The organism is Pleionea mediterranea (assembly GCF_003148745.1).
Classification (GTDB): Bacteria; Pseudomonadota; Gammaproteobacteria; order Enterobacterales; family Kangiellaceae; genus Pleionea; species Pleionea mediterranea.
The window spans coordinates 168860-185522 of the sequence record NZ_QGGU01000004.1; the positions used below are offsets into that span (position 1 = coordinate 168860).

The 16663-nt window shown below is 42.3% G+C and carries 6 protein-coding genes; all 6 read left to right on the forward strand.

Annotation, left to right across the window (positions count from 1 at the left end; genetic code table 11):
* The first annotated feature begins 153 nt into the window (after nt 1-153).
* On the forward strand, nt 154-3381 hold the full coding sequence (locus tag C8D97_RS06370; RefSeq protein ID WP_109763080.1) for an amidohydrolase family protein: 3228 nt from the start codon (nt 154-156) through the stop codon (nt 3379-3381).
* Nucleotides 3382-3797: 416 nt separating this feature from the next.
* Complete coding sequence (locus C8D97_RS06375) at nt 3798-6557, forward strand: Calx-beta domain-containing protein (RefSeq protein WP_109762920.1); 2760 nt, start codon at nt 3798-3800, stop codon at nt 6555-6557.
* Nucleotides 6558-6808: 251 nt separating this feature from the next.
* Nucleotides 6809-13948, forward strand: a complete 7140-nt coding sequence (locus C8D97_RS06380; RefSeq protein ID WP_109762921.1) for a PKD domain-containing protein — start codon at nt 6809-6811, stop codon at nt 13946-13948.
* A gap of 18 nt (nt 13949-13966) precedes the next feature.
* Complete coding sequence (locus C8D97_RS06385; RefSeq protein WP_109762922.1) at nt 13967-14866, forward strand: RHS repeat domain-containing protein; 900 nt, start codon at nt 13967-13969, stop codon at nt 14864-14866.
* 10 nt (nt 14867-14876) lie between these two features.
* On the forward strand, nt 14877-15404 hold the full coding sequence (locus tag C8D97_RS06390) for a hypothetical protein (RefSeq protein WP_109762923.1): 528 nt from the start codon (nt 14877-14879) through the stop codon (nt 15402-15404).
* 28 nt (nt 15405-15432) lie between these two features.
* Entirely contained in the window at nt 15433-16515 is a 1083-nt protein-coding gene (locus C8D97_RS06395; RefSeq protein ID WP_425348730.1) for a PKD domain-containing protein, read from the forward strand.
* Nucleotides 16516-16663: the final 148 nt, after the last annotated feature.

The window sequence follows — 16663 nt, forward strand, 5'->3', positions numbered from 1 at the left end:
AAACAACTGAAAAATCAGACGATTTGTTATTTGTTTACAAAAAATCTATTGATTATTTGTGGCTTATTGTTGAAATTATCGCCACGCACTAACATTAACTGTTCAGGCAGTAAAACGCCATCAGAAAAAATACCAATATTCAGAGAGTTAGTTATGATTCCTTCAAAGATAAGTTACGTTACTCGCCGATTACGCCAATTTTGGCATTTTTCACTCATTTTATTCAGTGTTTGCTGTTTTGCACCGACTGCCATGGCTGCAGCCGATAAGTGGGATGTTAATAATCCGCCGGGCCCTTCGAAGCAGGTAAGCATCGATGTGGAACAGGGTACCTGGATGAGCGTGGATGTCAGCCCCGATGGCGAAACCCTTGTGTTTGATCTGTTGGGTGATATTTACACCATGCCGATTTCTGGTGGTGAGGCCAAATCCATTACCTCCGGCATGGCGTGGGATATGCAGCCAAAGTTCAGTCCCGATGGGCAGTTTATTGCTTATACGTCTGATGCGGGGGGTGGCGATAATATCTGGGTAATGAAAGCCGATGGCAGTGAGCCAAAGCAAATTACTGATGAATCATTTCGATTATTAAACAGCCCAAGCTGGTCGCCCGATGGCCGCTTTATAGTGGCGCGTAAACATTTCACTTCAAGCCGCTCTTTGGGCGCCGGTGAAATCTGGATGTATCACCTGTCGGGTGGAAAAGGCATTCAACTGAATAAACGTCCGAACGATCAGAAAGATCTGGGTGAGCCAGTATTTTCTGCTGACGGTGAAAAAGTATTTTTCAGCCGGGACTCCACTCCGGGGGCTATCTTTGAGTACAGCAAAGATTCCAACAAACAGATCTACCAAATTTTCAGTATCGATCGTCACGACGGAGATATTAAAGCCGAAATCAGTGGCCCCGGTGGTGCGGTTCGGCCGACGCCATCGCCCGATGGTAAAAAGCTGGCGTTTGTGCGTCGTATTCGTAATCAGTCGAGCCTGTTTATTAAAGATCTAACCACCGGTGAAATTTCTCCGGTTTATCAGCAGCTCGATCGGGATATGCAGGAAACCTGGGCGATCCACGGCGTTTATCCAACCATCAGCTGGACGCCAGACAGTCGCGATCTGGTGTTTTGGGCCGGTGGTAAAATCAAACGATTAAACACCCAGACGCTCAGTGTTAAAGAAGTGCCGTTTAAAATTAAAGACACTCGTGAAATACGTACTGCAGTGCGTTTTCCGGTAGAAGTGGCACCGCAGGAATTTGATGTAAATATGCTGCGTTGGGTAACAGTATCGCCCGATGAAGAGCGTGTGGTGTTTCAGGCATTGGGGTATTTGTATGCTCGTGAACTGCCGAACGGTCGCCCAGAACGATTAACCCGGCAAACTGATCATTTCGAGTTTTACCCGTCGTTTTCGCCCGATGGTCGCTGGGTCGTTTACACCACCTGGAACGATCAAAAGTTTGGTACGGTGAGTAAAGTTCGTGCCAGCGGTGGTCGTGGTCGTGCTTTAACTGACCAGCCCGGTCAATTTATCGAACCACAGTTTTCTCCTGATGGTGAAACCATTGTTTATCGTAAAGTGTCGGGCGGTTATCTAACCAGTCCGTTATACGCCGAGCAAACCGGAATCTTTAAAATGGAAGAGGATGGTGATAATCCTGCACTAGTGACCGAAAGTGGTTCGCAAGCGCACTTTGGCAAACAGTCGGCTCAATTGTATGTGACCCGCAGTCGCAGCGAAGGCAAACGTCGATTAAATACACTGGTTGAAATGGATTTGCAGGGCAATCAGGTTGCGGAACGATTGCATACGCCCTGGGCGACAGAATACAAAGTTTCGCCGGATGAAAAATGGATCGCGTTTGTTGAGCGTTTTCAGGTTTATGTGACTCCTTTTACCAAAGCCGGAAAAAGTTTTGCTACAGGTGCCAAAGGTACCGCTGTTCCGGTGCATAAAATCAGCGATTTCTCCGGTGAAAATTTAAGTTGGACCAAAGACAGTAAAACGCTTTATTGGTCTCAGGGCGATACGCTCTATTCTCAAACATTGCCGCACCCCTTATTTGCCGATACCAAACTTCCCGAAATTGAAACCCGTAAGCTCGGCTTTAAAACCGATTATGACGTACCGCGTGGCAGCTATGTGTTGACCAATGCACGGATTATTACGATGCAAAGCGATGCCGGTGATGATCAACAGGTTATCGAAAATGGTGACATTGTCATCGAAGGCAATCGCATTAAAGCGGTTGGCGAAACCGGAACTCTTGATATTCCCAGTGGTGCGAAACGGATTAATTTAGACGGTAAAACCATTATCCCGGGATTGGTGGACGTGCATTGGCATGGCGCGCAGGGTCGTCGCGAAATCACTCCGCAACAAAACTGGGTGAATTACGCGACTCTGGCGTTTGGTGTGACCACTTTGCACGATCCCTCGAACGATACCTCTACTATTTTTGCCGCCAGTGAACTGGCGAAAAAAGGTCGAATCGCAGCGCCAAGAATTTATTCAACCGGAACCATTTTATACGGTGCCGAAGCTTCGATAACGGCTCAGGTAGAATCGCGTGACGATGCACTGGATCATTTAAAGCGAATGAAATCCGTTGGCGCTATTTCGGTGAAAAGTTACAACCAGCCAAGACGCGATCAACGGCAACAGGTACTCGATGCTGCTCGCGAAACCAATATGATGGTGGTGCCTGAAGGCGGCTCATTACTGCAACATAATCTCACCATGATTGTGGATGGGCATACTGGCATAGAGCATTCATTCCCAACCGCAGAAATTTACCACGATGTTGAACAGTTGTGGTCGCAAACGGAAGTGGGTTACACACCAACTTTGGTTGTGGCTTACGGTGGTATTTGGGGCGAACATTATTGGTATCAACATCAGGATGTGTGGAAGCACCCGCTGTTATCGAAGTACGTACCAAAAGATATTTTATGGCCGCGTTCCATTCGTCGTATGAAAGCGCCGGAAGAAGACTACAACCATTTTAAAACTGCAAGCGTTGCCGCCAAGTTACAAGACATGGGTGTGGGCGTGAATTTAGGAGCACACGGACAACGTGAAGGTCTTGGTTCGCACTGGGAAATCTGGATGTTTGAACAAGGTGGTATGACACCCCTTGAAGCATTACGGGCTGCAACCCTCGACAGCGCAAAATATTTGGGAATGGAAAAGGATATTGGATCCTTGGAAGCGGGAAAACTGGCCGACCTGGTGATCTTAAACGAAAATCCTCTGGAAAATATTCGCAACAGCGACAAGATCGATAAGGTGATGGTGAATGGTCGTTTGTACGATGCAAACACCATGGATCAAATTGGTAATCACCCGAAAAAACGCGAACCTTTTTATTTCGAAAAATAAATCTTCAAACTATCAGCGAGTAACTTCTGTTGCTCGCTGATTTTTTTAAATAATTCCAGCCTTAAAGCTTCAATCTTTTCCGCTTGTATGACCAACTCTCAAGTGTGATCCGTTTCGCAGTTTAAAAGTAGATGGTGTCACATTACTGCTTGTTAAAAGTGTGAATATTACAGAATAGTCACTTTCAAAAGTGCAAATCCCCCTTGTCTGCAGTAGTCTTCGCTGCGGTTTTTTAAGGCGAGTGTTTAAGACAATATTTTATTCAAGTGTTATTTATTCAGGTGCTATGGAAACTCTATAACACGACTATATAGCACAACTGTAAAACATAACTGTAAAACACAGCTGCCAAAATACCTCACCGTTAAACGATGATCAGACCGTCGAGTTAAACTTACCTATTCAAGGAGTATTCTGTGGGATCCAAATTTAAACATCACTTGCTCGCTTCTGCTGTTATATCTGCATTTTCCGTTTGTGGATCGGCTGAGAGCGAAAGCAAACAAGGAAGTCTTGCCGAGCAAGAAACTTCTCGTTTTATTGTTAAATATAAAACTGCCTCGTTACCGATGATGTCCGGCACAGGCGCGACACGTTTTGATTTGCGTGAAGTGTCTTCTGAGCTACAAGCGAAAGGCATTCGTGTAAAACGTGAATTACCAATGCAAGGCTCGGTTGCGGTTGAGTTATCGACGCAATTATTCAACGAGCTAAAAAATGATCCACAGGTAGAATTTATTGAACAAGATCATCGTCGAGATTTAATGGCGATCTACGAAGATACGGTGGGCGATCCTAATACCACTCAGCTAACCCCTTATGCGATTGTTCAGTCACAGGCGGATCAGCTGACCCTGCAAGATGGCCAGAAAGTTTGTGTTATTGACTCGGGAATTGCCGGTACTGATGGCGAAACCGGTGGCTTAAATAATGATTTTAACTGGGCAAACATAACCGGTGATAATGATTCGGGCACAGGACTCTGGAATGCCGATGGAGGTCCTCATGGAACTCATGTAGCAGGTACAGTCGGGGCGGCCGATAATGAGTTTGGTGTTATTGGTATGGCACCTGGCGTATCTATGCATATTATTAAGGTGTTTAATAATTCCGGTTGGGGTTATTCATCTGATCTGGCCTATGCCGCACAAAAATGTTCCGACGCTGGCGCAAATATTATTACCATGAGCCTTGGTGGCGGCGGTGCCAATAATACCGAAGAGAACGCATTTGAAACCTTTACCGAAAATGGTGGCCTGGTGTTGGCGGCGGCTGGTAACGATGGCAACACGACTCGTTCTTATCCGGCGGGTTACGACTCAGTCATGATGATTGGTGCTAACGATAACGATAATAATATTGCCTCGTTCTCTCAGTTTCCATCTTGTAACGATAGCAAAACCAACTGTGTGGAAGTAACAGCCGGTGGGGTGAATACTTTATCGACTTATCCATCGGGTGGCGCAATGGTGGTAGGTTTGACAGTGGACGGTAGCGGTTATGCGGCTTCGCCAATGGAAAACAGCGGCGATGCATCGGCGGAAACTTATTTTATGGGTCTTGCCGATCAAACCGACGCTGGTGCCGATGGCAAAATCTGCGTGATTGATCGCGGAGAAATTACCTTTCATGACAAAGTGAAAAACTGTGAAGACAGTGGCGGACTGGGCGCAATCATTATTAATAATGTAGACGGCATGCTTTCTGGTACTTTGGGTGATTCCAATCAGACCACAATTCCTGCCGTAGGAACCAGGCTTGAAGATCGCAATGCATTGGTGTCTTCAACCAACGCGTCTATTTCTATTGGCGCTGGCAGTTATGGGTTAATGAGCGGAACCTCCATGGCTACGCCCGGAGTTGCCGGTGTCGCAGCACTGGTTTGGTCGAATCATCCTCATTGTAACGGAACTGAAATTCGTCAGGCGTTAAAAGCCAGTGCCGAAGACTCGGGTGCAGAAGGGCACGATGTTTATTTTGGCAACGGCATTGTAAAAGCAAAAGCCGCCAGCGATTACATTGCAGCAAACGGTTGTAATGCACAACCCTCTGCGGGAAGCATTCAATTTGTTAGCAACAATGCTACTGTCGATGAAGACGCGGGTTCCATTTCGATCACAATAGAACGAATTAACGGCTCCGCCGGTGAAGTAAGTTTTGATATAGCGACCAGCAATGGAACCGCTGAAGAATCCAGCGATTATGCTGCCGTTAGTCAAAGTTTATTAATGGCCGATGGCGAAGTATCCAAATCTATTTCTATCGACATCATTAATGACAGTGAATATGAAGGCGAAACCGCCGAGAACTTTTTTGTTAGCTTATCCAACCCGAGCAGCAATACTGAAATTCAGCAGCCAAGCGAAATGCAAATCAACATTAATGAAGATGATCCTATGCCACCGGCAGGTGATTTTGCATTAAGCAGTGCTGAATACAGTGTTGATGAAAATGCAGGAGAATTAACCGTTACAGTGAATCGCGTTAATGGTGACTATGGCGAAGCAACGATAGAGATAAGTGCCAGTGATGCATCGGCAACAAATGATGATTATCAGGCTTTAAATGAAACGATTACATTTGCCCATGGAGAAACAGAAAAACAAATTACAGTAACTCTGATTGATGATTCTGTTTACGAAGGCGATGAATCGTTTACGGTTACCTTGGCAAACCCAAGTGATCGAAGCAGTGTTAACGATCCTTCCGCTGCAACCGTAACGATTGTTGAAGATGATCCTATGCCACCGGCGGGTGACTTTGAATTAAGCGATGCGGAGTTTAGTATTGATGAAAATGCAGCGAGTCTTACCATTACCATCAACCGCGTGAATGGTGATTTTGGTGACGCATCGGTTGAAGTTAGTACCAGTGGGAACTCAGCAACGGCCGGCAGTGACTTTGAAGCTGTGAATGAAACAGTTCTATTTGCAGAAGGTGAAACTTCTAAACAAATCACTATTGCGTTAATAGACGATACCGAGTACGAAGGCGATGAAACCTTTAGTGTTCGCCTGGCGAATGCCAGTGAGCGTAGCAATATCAGTTCACCAGCAACGGCAACGGTAACAATAACAGAAGATGATCCAGAGCCAGAAGATGGCGGATCGTTGCATTGGTTAATGCTGCTTTCTTTATTGTTATTACGAAGTAGAAAACAGGTAGTTAAACAGTAAATCCTTAGCTTTACTCTAAAATCAAAAAAGCCCAAGCCGATTAGGTTTGGGCTTTTTTTATACAAAAAATTTATGGTTGTTATTAAAATTTAATTATATTTTTCAATTAATATACTGTCTAACTTTTCACCGCTATTTCAATTCGCAATAATAGTAATGTTTACGGTTACTAAGTTAATAAAAAGTGTGTAGTATCCGCAAACTTAAATTTAACTAGTCTTTTTATTGGATAATTTTTTAAAGAGGGATATATGAATCTTCTTAATCGAAGTCTCTATCTTATTGCGTGCTTGTTTTCTATAACAGTATTGGCAGAAGGGGATTCTAACGATCCCGATTTTTACAGTATGCCGGGTGTTAATAAAGCTCGCGCTTATGATGCTGACGGTAACGTACTGGTTGATGCCTTTGGTGGAACTTTAGGTGTTCATTACACCGATATGGTCGTACCCGGAACAGGCCCCGACATTGTTATTAATCGAAGTTTTAATAGCGCTACTAGTCGATGGGAAAATTCGACAAAAAACTTTGTTGGATCACGTTGGGATATTCACTTTGGACGCTTAGGTGGCGGCGATAGTCGTTATTTTTGTGGCACTAATGATTTACCCGTTATCGATGACCGAACCGTTTTTATCCTGCCCGATGGCAGTTCGCAAACAATACTGAGTGATCCTCTAATTTTTCTTGATGGTGATAAAGATGGCGAATATGACCCAGAAAATAGTGACGACTATAAACCTCACTTTGTTACAAATGACTTATGGAGTGTTGTTTGTAATAACGGTCAGTTAGTGATTACAGATAGCTCTGGCTTGTCTTATGTTATTGGCAATTACGAATATGATTGGCGAGTTATACAAATTTTTGATCGCTATAATAACTACATTAATATCAATTATTCTGGCAGCGCTTATAATCTAAAGGTTTCTTCAATTACAGCATCGGATGGTAGAGAAGTTAGTTTTTCTTACTCTGACGATAAGCTTACAGAAATCAGCTATTTAGGACAAACGGTATCTTATGAAGTGTCTGGAAAAGATTCAAATCAACGTCTTGATCGTGTTGAAAGACCAGATGGCAGTGACTTTACTTATACCTATTATGACAATGATCCTCTTAGTGGATACATTAAAGAAATAAAAAATCCTTTAGGAAAAGTGACATCGTTTGAATACGAACATTTGAAGTTTACAAAAAAAGATTATTATGTTGTTGCTAAAAAATGTGTAGAAGCGAACTGTTGGACTTACAGTTATACAAGGGGAGAGTTAGAAGGTGATGAAACTTATGCTGACTATGATACAACAACAATTACAGGTCCTGATGGCATAAAGACATATTGGCATCATGGCCTTTTCTCTCCAATCATCACGAGTGGGTATGGCACAAATCCTTGGTCAGTAGGATTACTAAAAAAATATAGTCATAGCCTGAATGGTGAAATTCTAGAGGAGTTTACCCAAAAATGGGTGCCATTTACATTAAATCCACATCCTCGTGTCTATAGCGAACCTAATACCCAGTACACTTTGCGAGACCTTCATTACAATGTGCCCAAACTAAAACAAAAAACAACTAATAGAAACGGCCAAACATTTATATATGAAGTTGTAGAGTTTAATAATGCTGGATCACCTGTTGTAACGAAAAGTGAAGGAAGTAAAACGATATATAATGAAGTTCAATATGCTAATTTAAAAGGTGAGAGCTGGGGGTGGATTTTGAATTTACCCTATAAAGAAAGTGTTAGTCTTAGTAACTCAAGCTTTAAACTCGTAAATCAATATTTTTACAATGCTCAAGGTAGTGTTTCGAGCAAAGTTTCTAAAGGTCAACAGACTTTTTATGAGTACTACAATGATGGCAATTTAAAAGCTGAAATCGATGGTGTTGGAAATCGTATAGATTATAGAAATTATAAGCGAGGCATTGCTAAAGTAGTTAGTTATCCTGGAGGCAGCAAGTTTGGAACTTATACAAAACGCGATGTTGATGATTATGGCCGAGTAACCAAAGAAATTAATCAAAAAGGCGTTGCAACGTCTTATTCATATGACAGTATGAATCGAGTTAGAGAAGTCAATCATCCGTTAAGCGAAACGGTCACTGTCGATTATTATGACAATGGACGTAGAGTGGAGTATCAAAAAGGTAATGTTAAGCAAATAAATAACTTTAATGTGTATGGCGATATAGAGACTAAAATAACCATTGATACTTTGTCTCAAAAAAACTTCGCTCAACATTTTAGATACGATGATCTCCAGCGATTAAGGTTTAAATCGTTTGTTAATAGTACTACAGATGGAACCACATATTCTTATGATGGCTATAATCGTGTTACTCACCAACAGACAACTGGAAGTAATGCTATTGTAACGGATTATGTATCACCATCAGAAAAACAAGTGACCGATCCTGAACAAAATGTTACACGTTATTTTTATGATACTTTTAGCCCATCAGAAAAGTATATCAGTAAAGTCGAAGCGCCTGAATCGGTTATAATTGAAATTACTCGAGATGAACTAGGACAGCCTTTAATTATTAAGCAAAATGATATTGTTAGAGAGTATGGCTACAACGAAAACTGGAATTTAAATTATTATAAGGAACCAGAGGTAGATGGCCATCTTTCATATGTTTATGATTTGGCAGGCCGAAAAAAGGAAGACTGGCATTATTTGAATGGTAAAACGTATAAAACATTTTATTCTTACGATGAGTTAGGGCGTTTAACCGAAATAGAGTACCCAGAATATTACAGTGTTAGCGGTCATGGCATGATCTACGATATGCCTGAAGAGTGTACTAACGGATTAGAGTTAGTCTGTAATCATACCTCTTATAAGGTAACAGACAGTTATGAGTATGATCGCGTTGGCAATGTAACTAAGGGTAAAAGAAATTACGAACAGATCCGTGTAACCGTTGCGCCATACGCAGGCGTATATCCATCTGAGTCATACAATCATTGGCTCATGGAGTATGATAACGAAAATCGGTTGGTGTCAGAAAAGTTTTATAACGGAACACCGGGGATTTTTGAATTCAGTTACGAGTACAATAATTTAAATCATTTAACCTCAACTACTTATCCGAGTGGCTACAAGGTCAATTATGAGCCCGATGCTTTTGGCCGAGCATCTAAAGTTGGTGACTTAGTATCTGGTATTGAGTATTTTGATTCGGGCGCTCTAAAGAAAATGACCTATGCGAATGGGCAAATTACAGAGTTCAACTTGAATGAGCGTTTATTACCAGAGTCATTAACCGTTGGTAATGGTCTGGATGAATTCGTTGAATTCAATTATTTATATGATTTTAACGGTAATATTGAATCTATCGAGGATGGTATAAACCCTAACAAAAGTCATTATTTAACCTATGACGGTCTCGACAGACTACGATCGGCTGAAGGCATATGGGGAGCCGGAAGTTATGACTATGATACTTTAGGTAATATTAAATCCAAGTCTATTGGCTCAAAAATATTTGATTATGAGTACGACGATAACAACAGACTGTCCTCATTTAATAATCAAGAGTATCTGTATGATATAAAAGGGCGAGTCATAAGCGATTCTAATAATGAATATTTTTATGACTTCTCTAACAATTTAATTCAGGCTAAAGCATTAAATGAAGGTGGTTTTTATACGTACCGCTACGATATAAACAACAGAATGTACTCTAAGAAATATAGTACGGGAGAGAAAGACACCTTTGCTTACAATAACTCTGGAAAGTTGATGTACGAGGTACTCAAAGAAGGCGACCTGAAACGTTCTCATATCTACTTGGGCAGTAAACTGGTTGCGTATCATGATGAAGTAATTGAGTGCTCAGACGATTTAGATAATGACGGAATGGGGCACTGTTACGAACGAGAGAATAATTTAAATCCAAACTATGATGATGCATCAGGTGATAGAGATAACGACGGACTGACGAATCTTGAAGAGTTCAACCTAGGATCTTCTTCCTCATCTGCCGATACTGATAACGATGGAATACATGATCTATATGAGCATCAATATGGCCTCAATATTTTGGATAATGATGCAAGCTTAGATAATGACGATGATGGGTTTACTAACTTAGAAGAGTTTTTGCAAAATACCGACCCTAATCAATTTGATAAATTAAGTGTGCCACGACAATTTGGTGCGACAGGGGATAAAAGTTTCATTCGATTAAGCTGGAATAAGGTTCCGTTTGCAACTGGATATAACTTATATTGGAGTGACCAAACATTTTCTGATGTTAGTGAGGCTAATTTGATTACACTATCAAATGAGAATTATAAGCACCAAATCGGTTCTCCGGGGCAAAAAATATTTTACCGAGTGGTCGCAAAGAAAGACGAAAAGCTCTCTGACATAAGTGAACTTATTACAGGTTATACTGGTGATTTAGAGTGGCAATTATTACCTGAAATCTCTGGTGTTGGAGACATTCATGCCGACAACTCTGGGAGTGTTATGTTTATTGGGTCCAGTTCTAGGCTTGATCGTTCGGAGGCTGTTTACTTTAAAAGCGGTTCAGTTAATCCAGAGGAGTATACTCTATTTAATTTCGGCTCCGATTTTGGTAAAAAATCAGTAATGGCGGACAATGGCTCTGTTGCTTTTGCTTTGGTAAACCAATCCACAGATTCGATTTGGGTGGCCGTTTTTAATGCCAAGCAACAAAGTTGGAGTGTAAAGAAGCTAAAAAATGCTGACTCAGGAATGGAAATACAAAGCTATATCGAACTAGTGGCCTCTCCTAATGGGTCCTTTGTACTATCTTGGGTTGAAGATAGACATACTAAAAGCGAAAGGTGGGCTGCTTGGTGGAGTGAAAAAACTGGTTGGTCTACGCCAAAGTCTCTTGCTATTTATAAAGATCCAAATGGGCCTTATCAAGATTATTCTGCTCAGAAAGCTGGGTTGGCTATAAACGATAACTTGGATGTCGCTATTATTTGGCGGCTTGATAAAAAAGAAAATCATAATTCAGTTGGCCTAGAAACGCACTTATTTCTCCGAAGCAAAGAGCTAGGTGTTCAAAACTATAAGCTGGGAGATTCATATTATCAAAGTGAGCTTGCAGTTGGATTGAATAATGATGGCAATGGCATAGTTAGTTGGCATCAGCGTGGAAGTTCTATTAATACCGTTGAAGTTGCAAGATTTAATACTGATGGAACATTATTGCCTAGTGAAACAGTTTTAGAGGGGGGGGTAGAAAATATCGAAATACCATACGGTAACACCGATGGAAAGCTACTTTTTATAGGTGATGAAAAGCTCGGAGCCTATAAGCGCCAAGATAATGGTGATTGGTATCTTGATGGAATATTAGAACAAAACTTGGCAAGCAAGGTTAGAAAATTAGCAGACAATACCTACCGCATGATCACCTATAGCAGAGGTCAAAACTATTATGATATTAACAACTATGAAGTTAACGATTACGTTGACGGCAATTTTGATACGGTAACAGCGTATGAAAAAGGTAACATAATAAGGCAGGCAGGATTTACTGTAACAGGGAGTGCCATACGATATGATGTCATTAATGATAGCAGTGTCTATCGGTTGAGTAATCGGTTACGAGGGGAAAATCAACATCCCATTGCAGTGGCGGATGTCAGCGTGGAATATAGAGAAAGTAAATCGCCTTTGGCAACATTGTCAGGAGATCAATCCTATGACATTGATGGTGTAATTGCTAAGTATCAATGGCGCCAAATTGAAGGTCCTAATGCTGATATTTCAAAACCAAATAATCGAATTACAAGTGTCAGATTGCCAAACGTCATGAGCGGTAGCTTTGAATTCGAGCTATCCATTACCGATGATCGAGGTGCAACGGCAGTGGAAAGAGTTTCGTTGGAAATCAATAATCCTCATGGTGACCCAGAAGCTAATGCCGGGGCATATCAAAGGGTTGGTGAAAATACAATTGTTCAACTAAGTGGTGACGGATCAATTGCCGCTTCGCAAAATCCAATTATCCGCTACAAGTGGACCCAGGTTTCTGGTCCAAACATAACACTAGATGATAATTCCTCGAGTAATATTACTTTCACTTCTCCTGAAGTAACTGAAACAACCCATTTCGTTTTTGAGCTTGAGGTTGCCGGAGAAAATGACGCTATCGACACCGATAGAGTTGTCATTACTGTTGTCGATTATCAGCCACCCGTGGCAAACGCTGGTGATGATCAAACGGTAGATGCAGGTGATCGCGTGGTACTCGATTTCTCAAATTCCTACGATCCCGATGGTGGCTCTATCAATATGAACATAAGTACGATTTCTGGCGGATATGTTCAATTAGAGCAAGGTAGTCAATCGGGTACGTTAGAGTTTACTGCACCGGATGTTTCCAGTGATACAACCTATGTATTTCGTTTAAACATTACCGATGACGAAGGCGATACCGCGACCGATGATGTTGCGATAACCGTGCGCGCACCAATAGTCGCTGAAAAGCCAGTGGCCAATGCTGGTAGCAATCAAACCTTTGATGAAGGTACAACCGTTACTTTGGACGCCAGCGCCTCAGCTGCACCGGAAGGTGAAAGCATCACTGGTTATAGTTGGACACAATTAGCGGGCACAGTGGTTACATTAAATGATTCCACATCAGTAGCACCGCAATTTACCGCGCCCGATGTTGGTGAGACGACTCAATTGCAATTCCAACTTACTATAACTGCAAGCAATGGCGAGACTAATCAATCAACCGTTATCATTACAGTTACCGACACCAGCGGAAACTTACCGCCAGTTGCGAATGCGGGTGATGATCAAACGGTAAATGAAGGGGATAACGTTATATTAGATGCGCGTGCATCGAACGATCCCGATGGCAATTCATTAAATTTGAGCTGGCGTGTGGTCAGCGGTGGTAATGTCAATTTACAACAAGGGCCAGAACAAGGCACGTTGCAGTTCACAGCCCCCAGTGTTGGTATTGATTCGGACTATGTGTTTGAAGTTACCGTCACCGATGCAGCAGGTGCCAGCAGTAGCGACCAGGTTACCATTACAGTACTTAATACCGATGCACCACCGCCAACAGGTCAGTGTGAACTCGACTTTGATGGCAATGGCATTGTGGAGTCAAAAGACTTCCACAGTAATAATTACGAAGGAATTTATTACGCGGTGTACATCTACTTGAACTACCCGAATTCCTACAACAGCTACTTCCCGAATACGCCAGAAGAAAAACTCGACTGGAATGGCGATGGCAACATCACCATCGAAGAAGTGTATACCGGTACAATTAGCGAGCAAACCAAAGAGACGTACCAAACGCAGCACTACATGTACATGAACGATAAAAACACCTACGCGAACTGGTACCCCAACTCCGGCTGTGCGCTGTAATAAAAAGGAATTTAAATCATGACAAATTTAATGACGATAAAACAGTTTTTAAAAGTTCTTATGGTGTTTGTACTGGCAATGGTATCCGTTGTCAGTCAGGCAAAAAAGGAAACCATCACCTTTATCCATACCGACCATTTAGGTTCACCAATAATGGCGACCAACGAAGATGGCAGTGTGAAATGGCGTGAGGACTATCAACCCTTTGGTAAGCAGCTCACCAATCAAGACACGGATAACAATGTAGGGTTTACCGGGCATAAAGACGATAAGTCGCTCGGTTTAACCTACATGCAAGCCCGCTGGTATCATCCAGTAGCTGGGCGGTTTATGTCGTTGGATCCGATTAAATACGTCACATCGGATACTGCAACATTTAATAGATATAGCTATGTTGCTAATAATCCTTACAACTACATTGATCCTGAAGGTGAGAGTAGAAAAAAACCGAGAATAGCTCAACAAGCTGAAACGGCAGGATTCACAATCTTGATAGGTATGATCATGCAAGCTGTGAATGAACCTGGCTCCAGTGGACATAAACTCGGTCAAGAAATGCAAAGAGCTGGCCAGGAAATGACTCCTGGGAGAAAGGGTGTTCCAAAGAAGAGAGGACCGAAGACAGATCCAAATGCTCCACATAATAAAAAGATTCGTGAGGTTGGTGATCAGATTGAGGCTGATGGAGGAACAGTGATCGCAGGAGGTGGACGGCTCCCTGAGCAACTAATTCAAACTCCTGGAGGTAATAAAAGTGGTCGGCGACCCGATGTTTTATATCAAGACTGCAAAGGAAACAACTGTGGTGTAAACGTAGGTAAAACCAAAGCTGATGGTTCGCCAATCAAGCGTGAACAACAAGCACTTGATGATTTGAACGGTGCAGGTCTGCCCACAAAATTTGAGCGCTACAATTAGGACGTAAACTATGAAAAAAATAATGATTCAGTTTCACGCAACGTTAGAAGAGCTTGTTGAATATGTGAATTCAATCAGCTCTGAGCTTGGTTTGGTTATGACCTTGATGGTTTTGAGTCCCTTTTCTGTTAGGAAGTTAGGGGGTGAATTATCAGTTGACGATCTAAATATTGATGGCAACATCCGTATTATTTTCACCAGCCAGAAACCCTCTATGGATGCATCTTCGCCGAATAACTTCTATGACTTGAATCCAGGCACTATTGGTTTACATATTGGCAGATTAACTGAGAAAGGACTAAAAGAATCAGTTTTGGCATTTATGTCTGATGACAAAGAGAAGGCGGCTATGGCGAATAAGATTGCATCAAGATTGAAAAAGAAAACTAAAGCCGGAGCGATCGCAGTAAACCCGGTCAATGGCGTCGAAGCAAGTGCTCGTTCTCATCGCTATACACAGGGAGCAAAATCAATGTACGACGATGGGGTAAAAATACTCCCTGTAGCGGGGAATAGTTTTTTTAAGCTCCCTGATTAAAAGTAAGAAATAAGGTGACATAAGTACGATTTCTGGCGGTTATGTTCAATTAGAGCAAGGCAGTCAGTCAGGTACATTAGAGTTTACCGCGCCTGATGTTTCAAACGACACTACTTATGTGTTCCGCTTAACCATTACCGATGATGAAGACGATACCGCAACCGATGATGTTGCCGTTACTGTGCGTGCGCCTGTTATGGCAGAAAAACCAGTGGCCAATGCTGGCAGTAATCAAACAATGGATGAAGGCACAACGGTTACCCTGGATGGCAGCGCTTCAAGTGCACCAGAGGGAGAAAGCATTACCAGTTATAGTTGGACACAATTAGCGGGCACAGTGGTTACATTAAATGATTCCACATCAGTAGCACCGCAATTTACCGCGCCCGATGTTGGTGAGACGACTCAATTGCAATTCCAACTTACTATAACTGCAAGCAATGGCGAGACTGATCAATCAACCGTTATCATTACAATAACCGACACCAGCGGAAACTTACCGGCAGTTGCGAATGCGGGTGATGATCAAACGGTAAATGAAGGGGATAACGTTATATTAGATGCGCGTGCATCGAACGATCCCGATGGCAATTCATTAAATTTGAGCTGGCGTGTGGTCAGCGGTGGTAATGTCAATTTACAACAAGGGCCAGAACAAGGCACGTTGCAGTTCACAGCCCCCAGTGTTGGTATTGATTCGGACTATGTGTTTGAAGTTACCGTCACCGATGCAGCAGGTGCCAGCAGTAGCGACCAGGTTACCATTACAGTACTTAATACCGATGCACCACCGCCAACAGGTCAGTGTGAACTCGACTTTGATGGCAATGGCATTGTGGAGTCAAAAGACTTCCACAGTAATAATTACGAAGGAATTTATTACGCGGTGTACATCTACCTGAACTACCCGAGTTATTACAACAGCTACTTCCCGAATACGCCAGAAGATAAACTCGACTGGAATGGCGATGGCAACATCACCATCGAAGAAGTGTATACCGGTACAATTAGCGAGCAAACCAAAGAGACGTACCAAACGCAGCACTACATGTACATGAACGATAAAAACACCTACGCGAACTGGTACCCCAACTCCGGCTGTGCGCTGTAATAAAAAGGAATTTAAATCATGACAAATTTAATGACGATAAAACAGTTTTTAAAAGTTCTTATGGTGTTTGTACTGGCAATGGTATCCGTTGTCAGTCAGGCAAAAAAGGAAACCATCACCTTTATCCATACCGACCATTTAGGTTCAC

Bases quoted from the DNA above. Each gene is read 5' to 3' on its own strand.
- C8D97_RS06385 (WP_109762922.1), top strand. From the start codon at position 13,967: ATGACAAATTTAATGACGATAAAACAGTTTTTAAAAGTTCTTATGGTG.
- C8D97_RS06370 (WP_109763080.1), top strand. From the start codon at position 154: ATGATTCCTTCAAAGATAAGTTACGTTACTCGCCGATTACGCCAATTT.
- C8D97_RS06390 (WP_109762923.1), top strand. From the start codon at position 14,877: ATGAAAAAAATAATGATTCAGTTTCACGCAACGTTAGAAGAGCTTGTT.
- C8D97_RS06380 (WP_109762921.1), top strand. From the start codon at position 6,809: ATGAATCTTCTTAATCGAAGTCTCTATCTTATTGCGTGCTTGTTTTCT.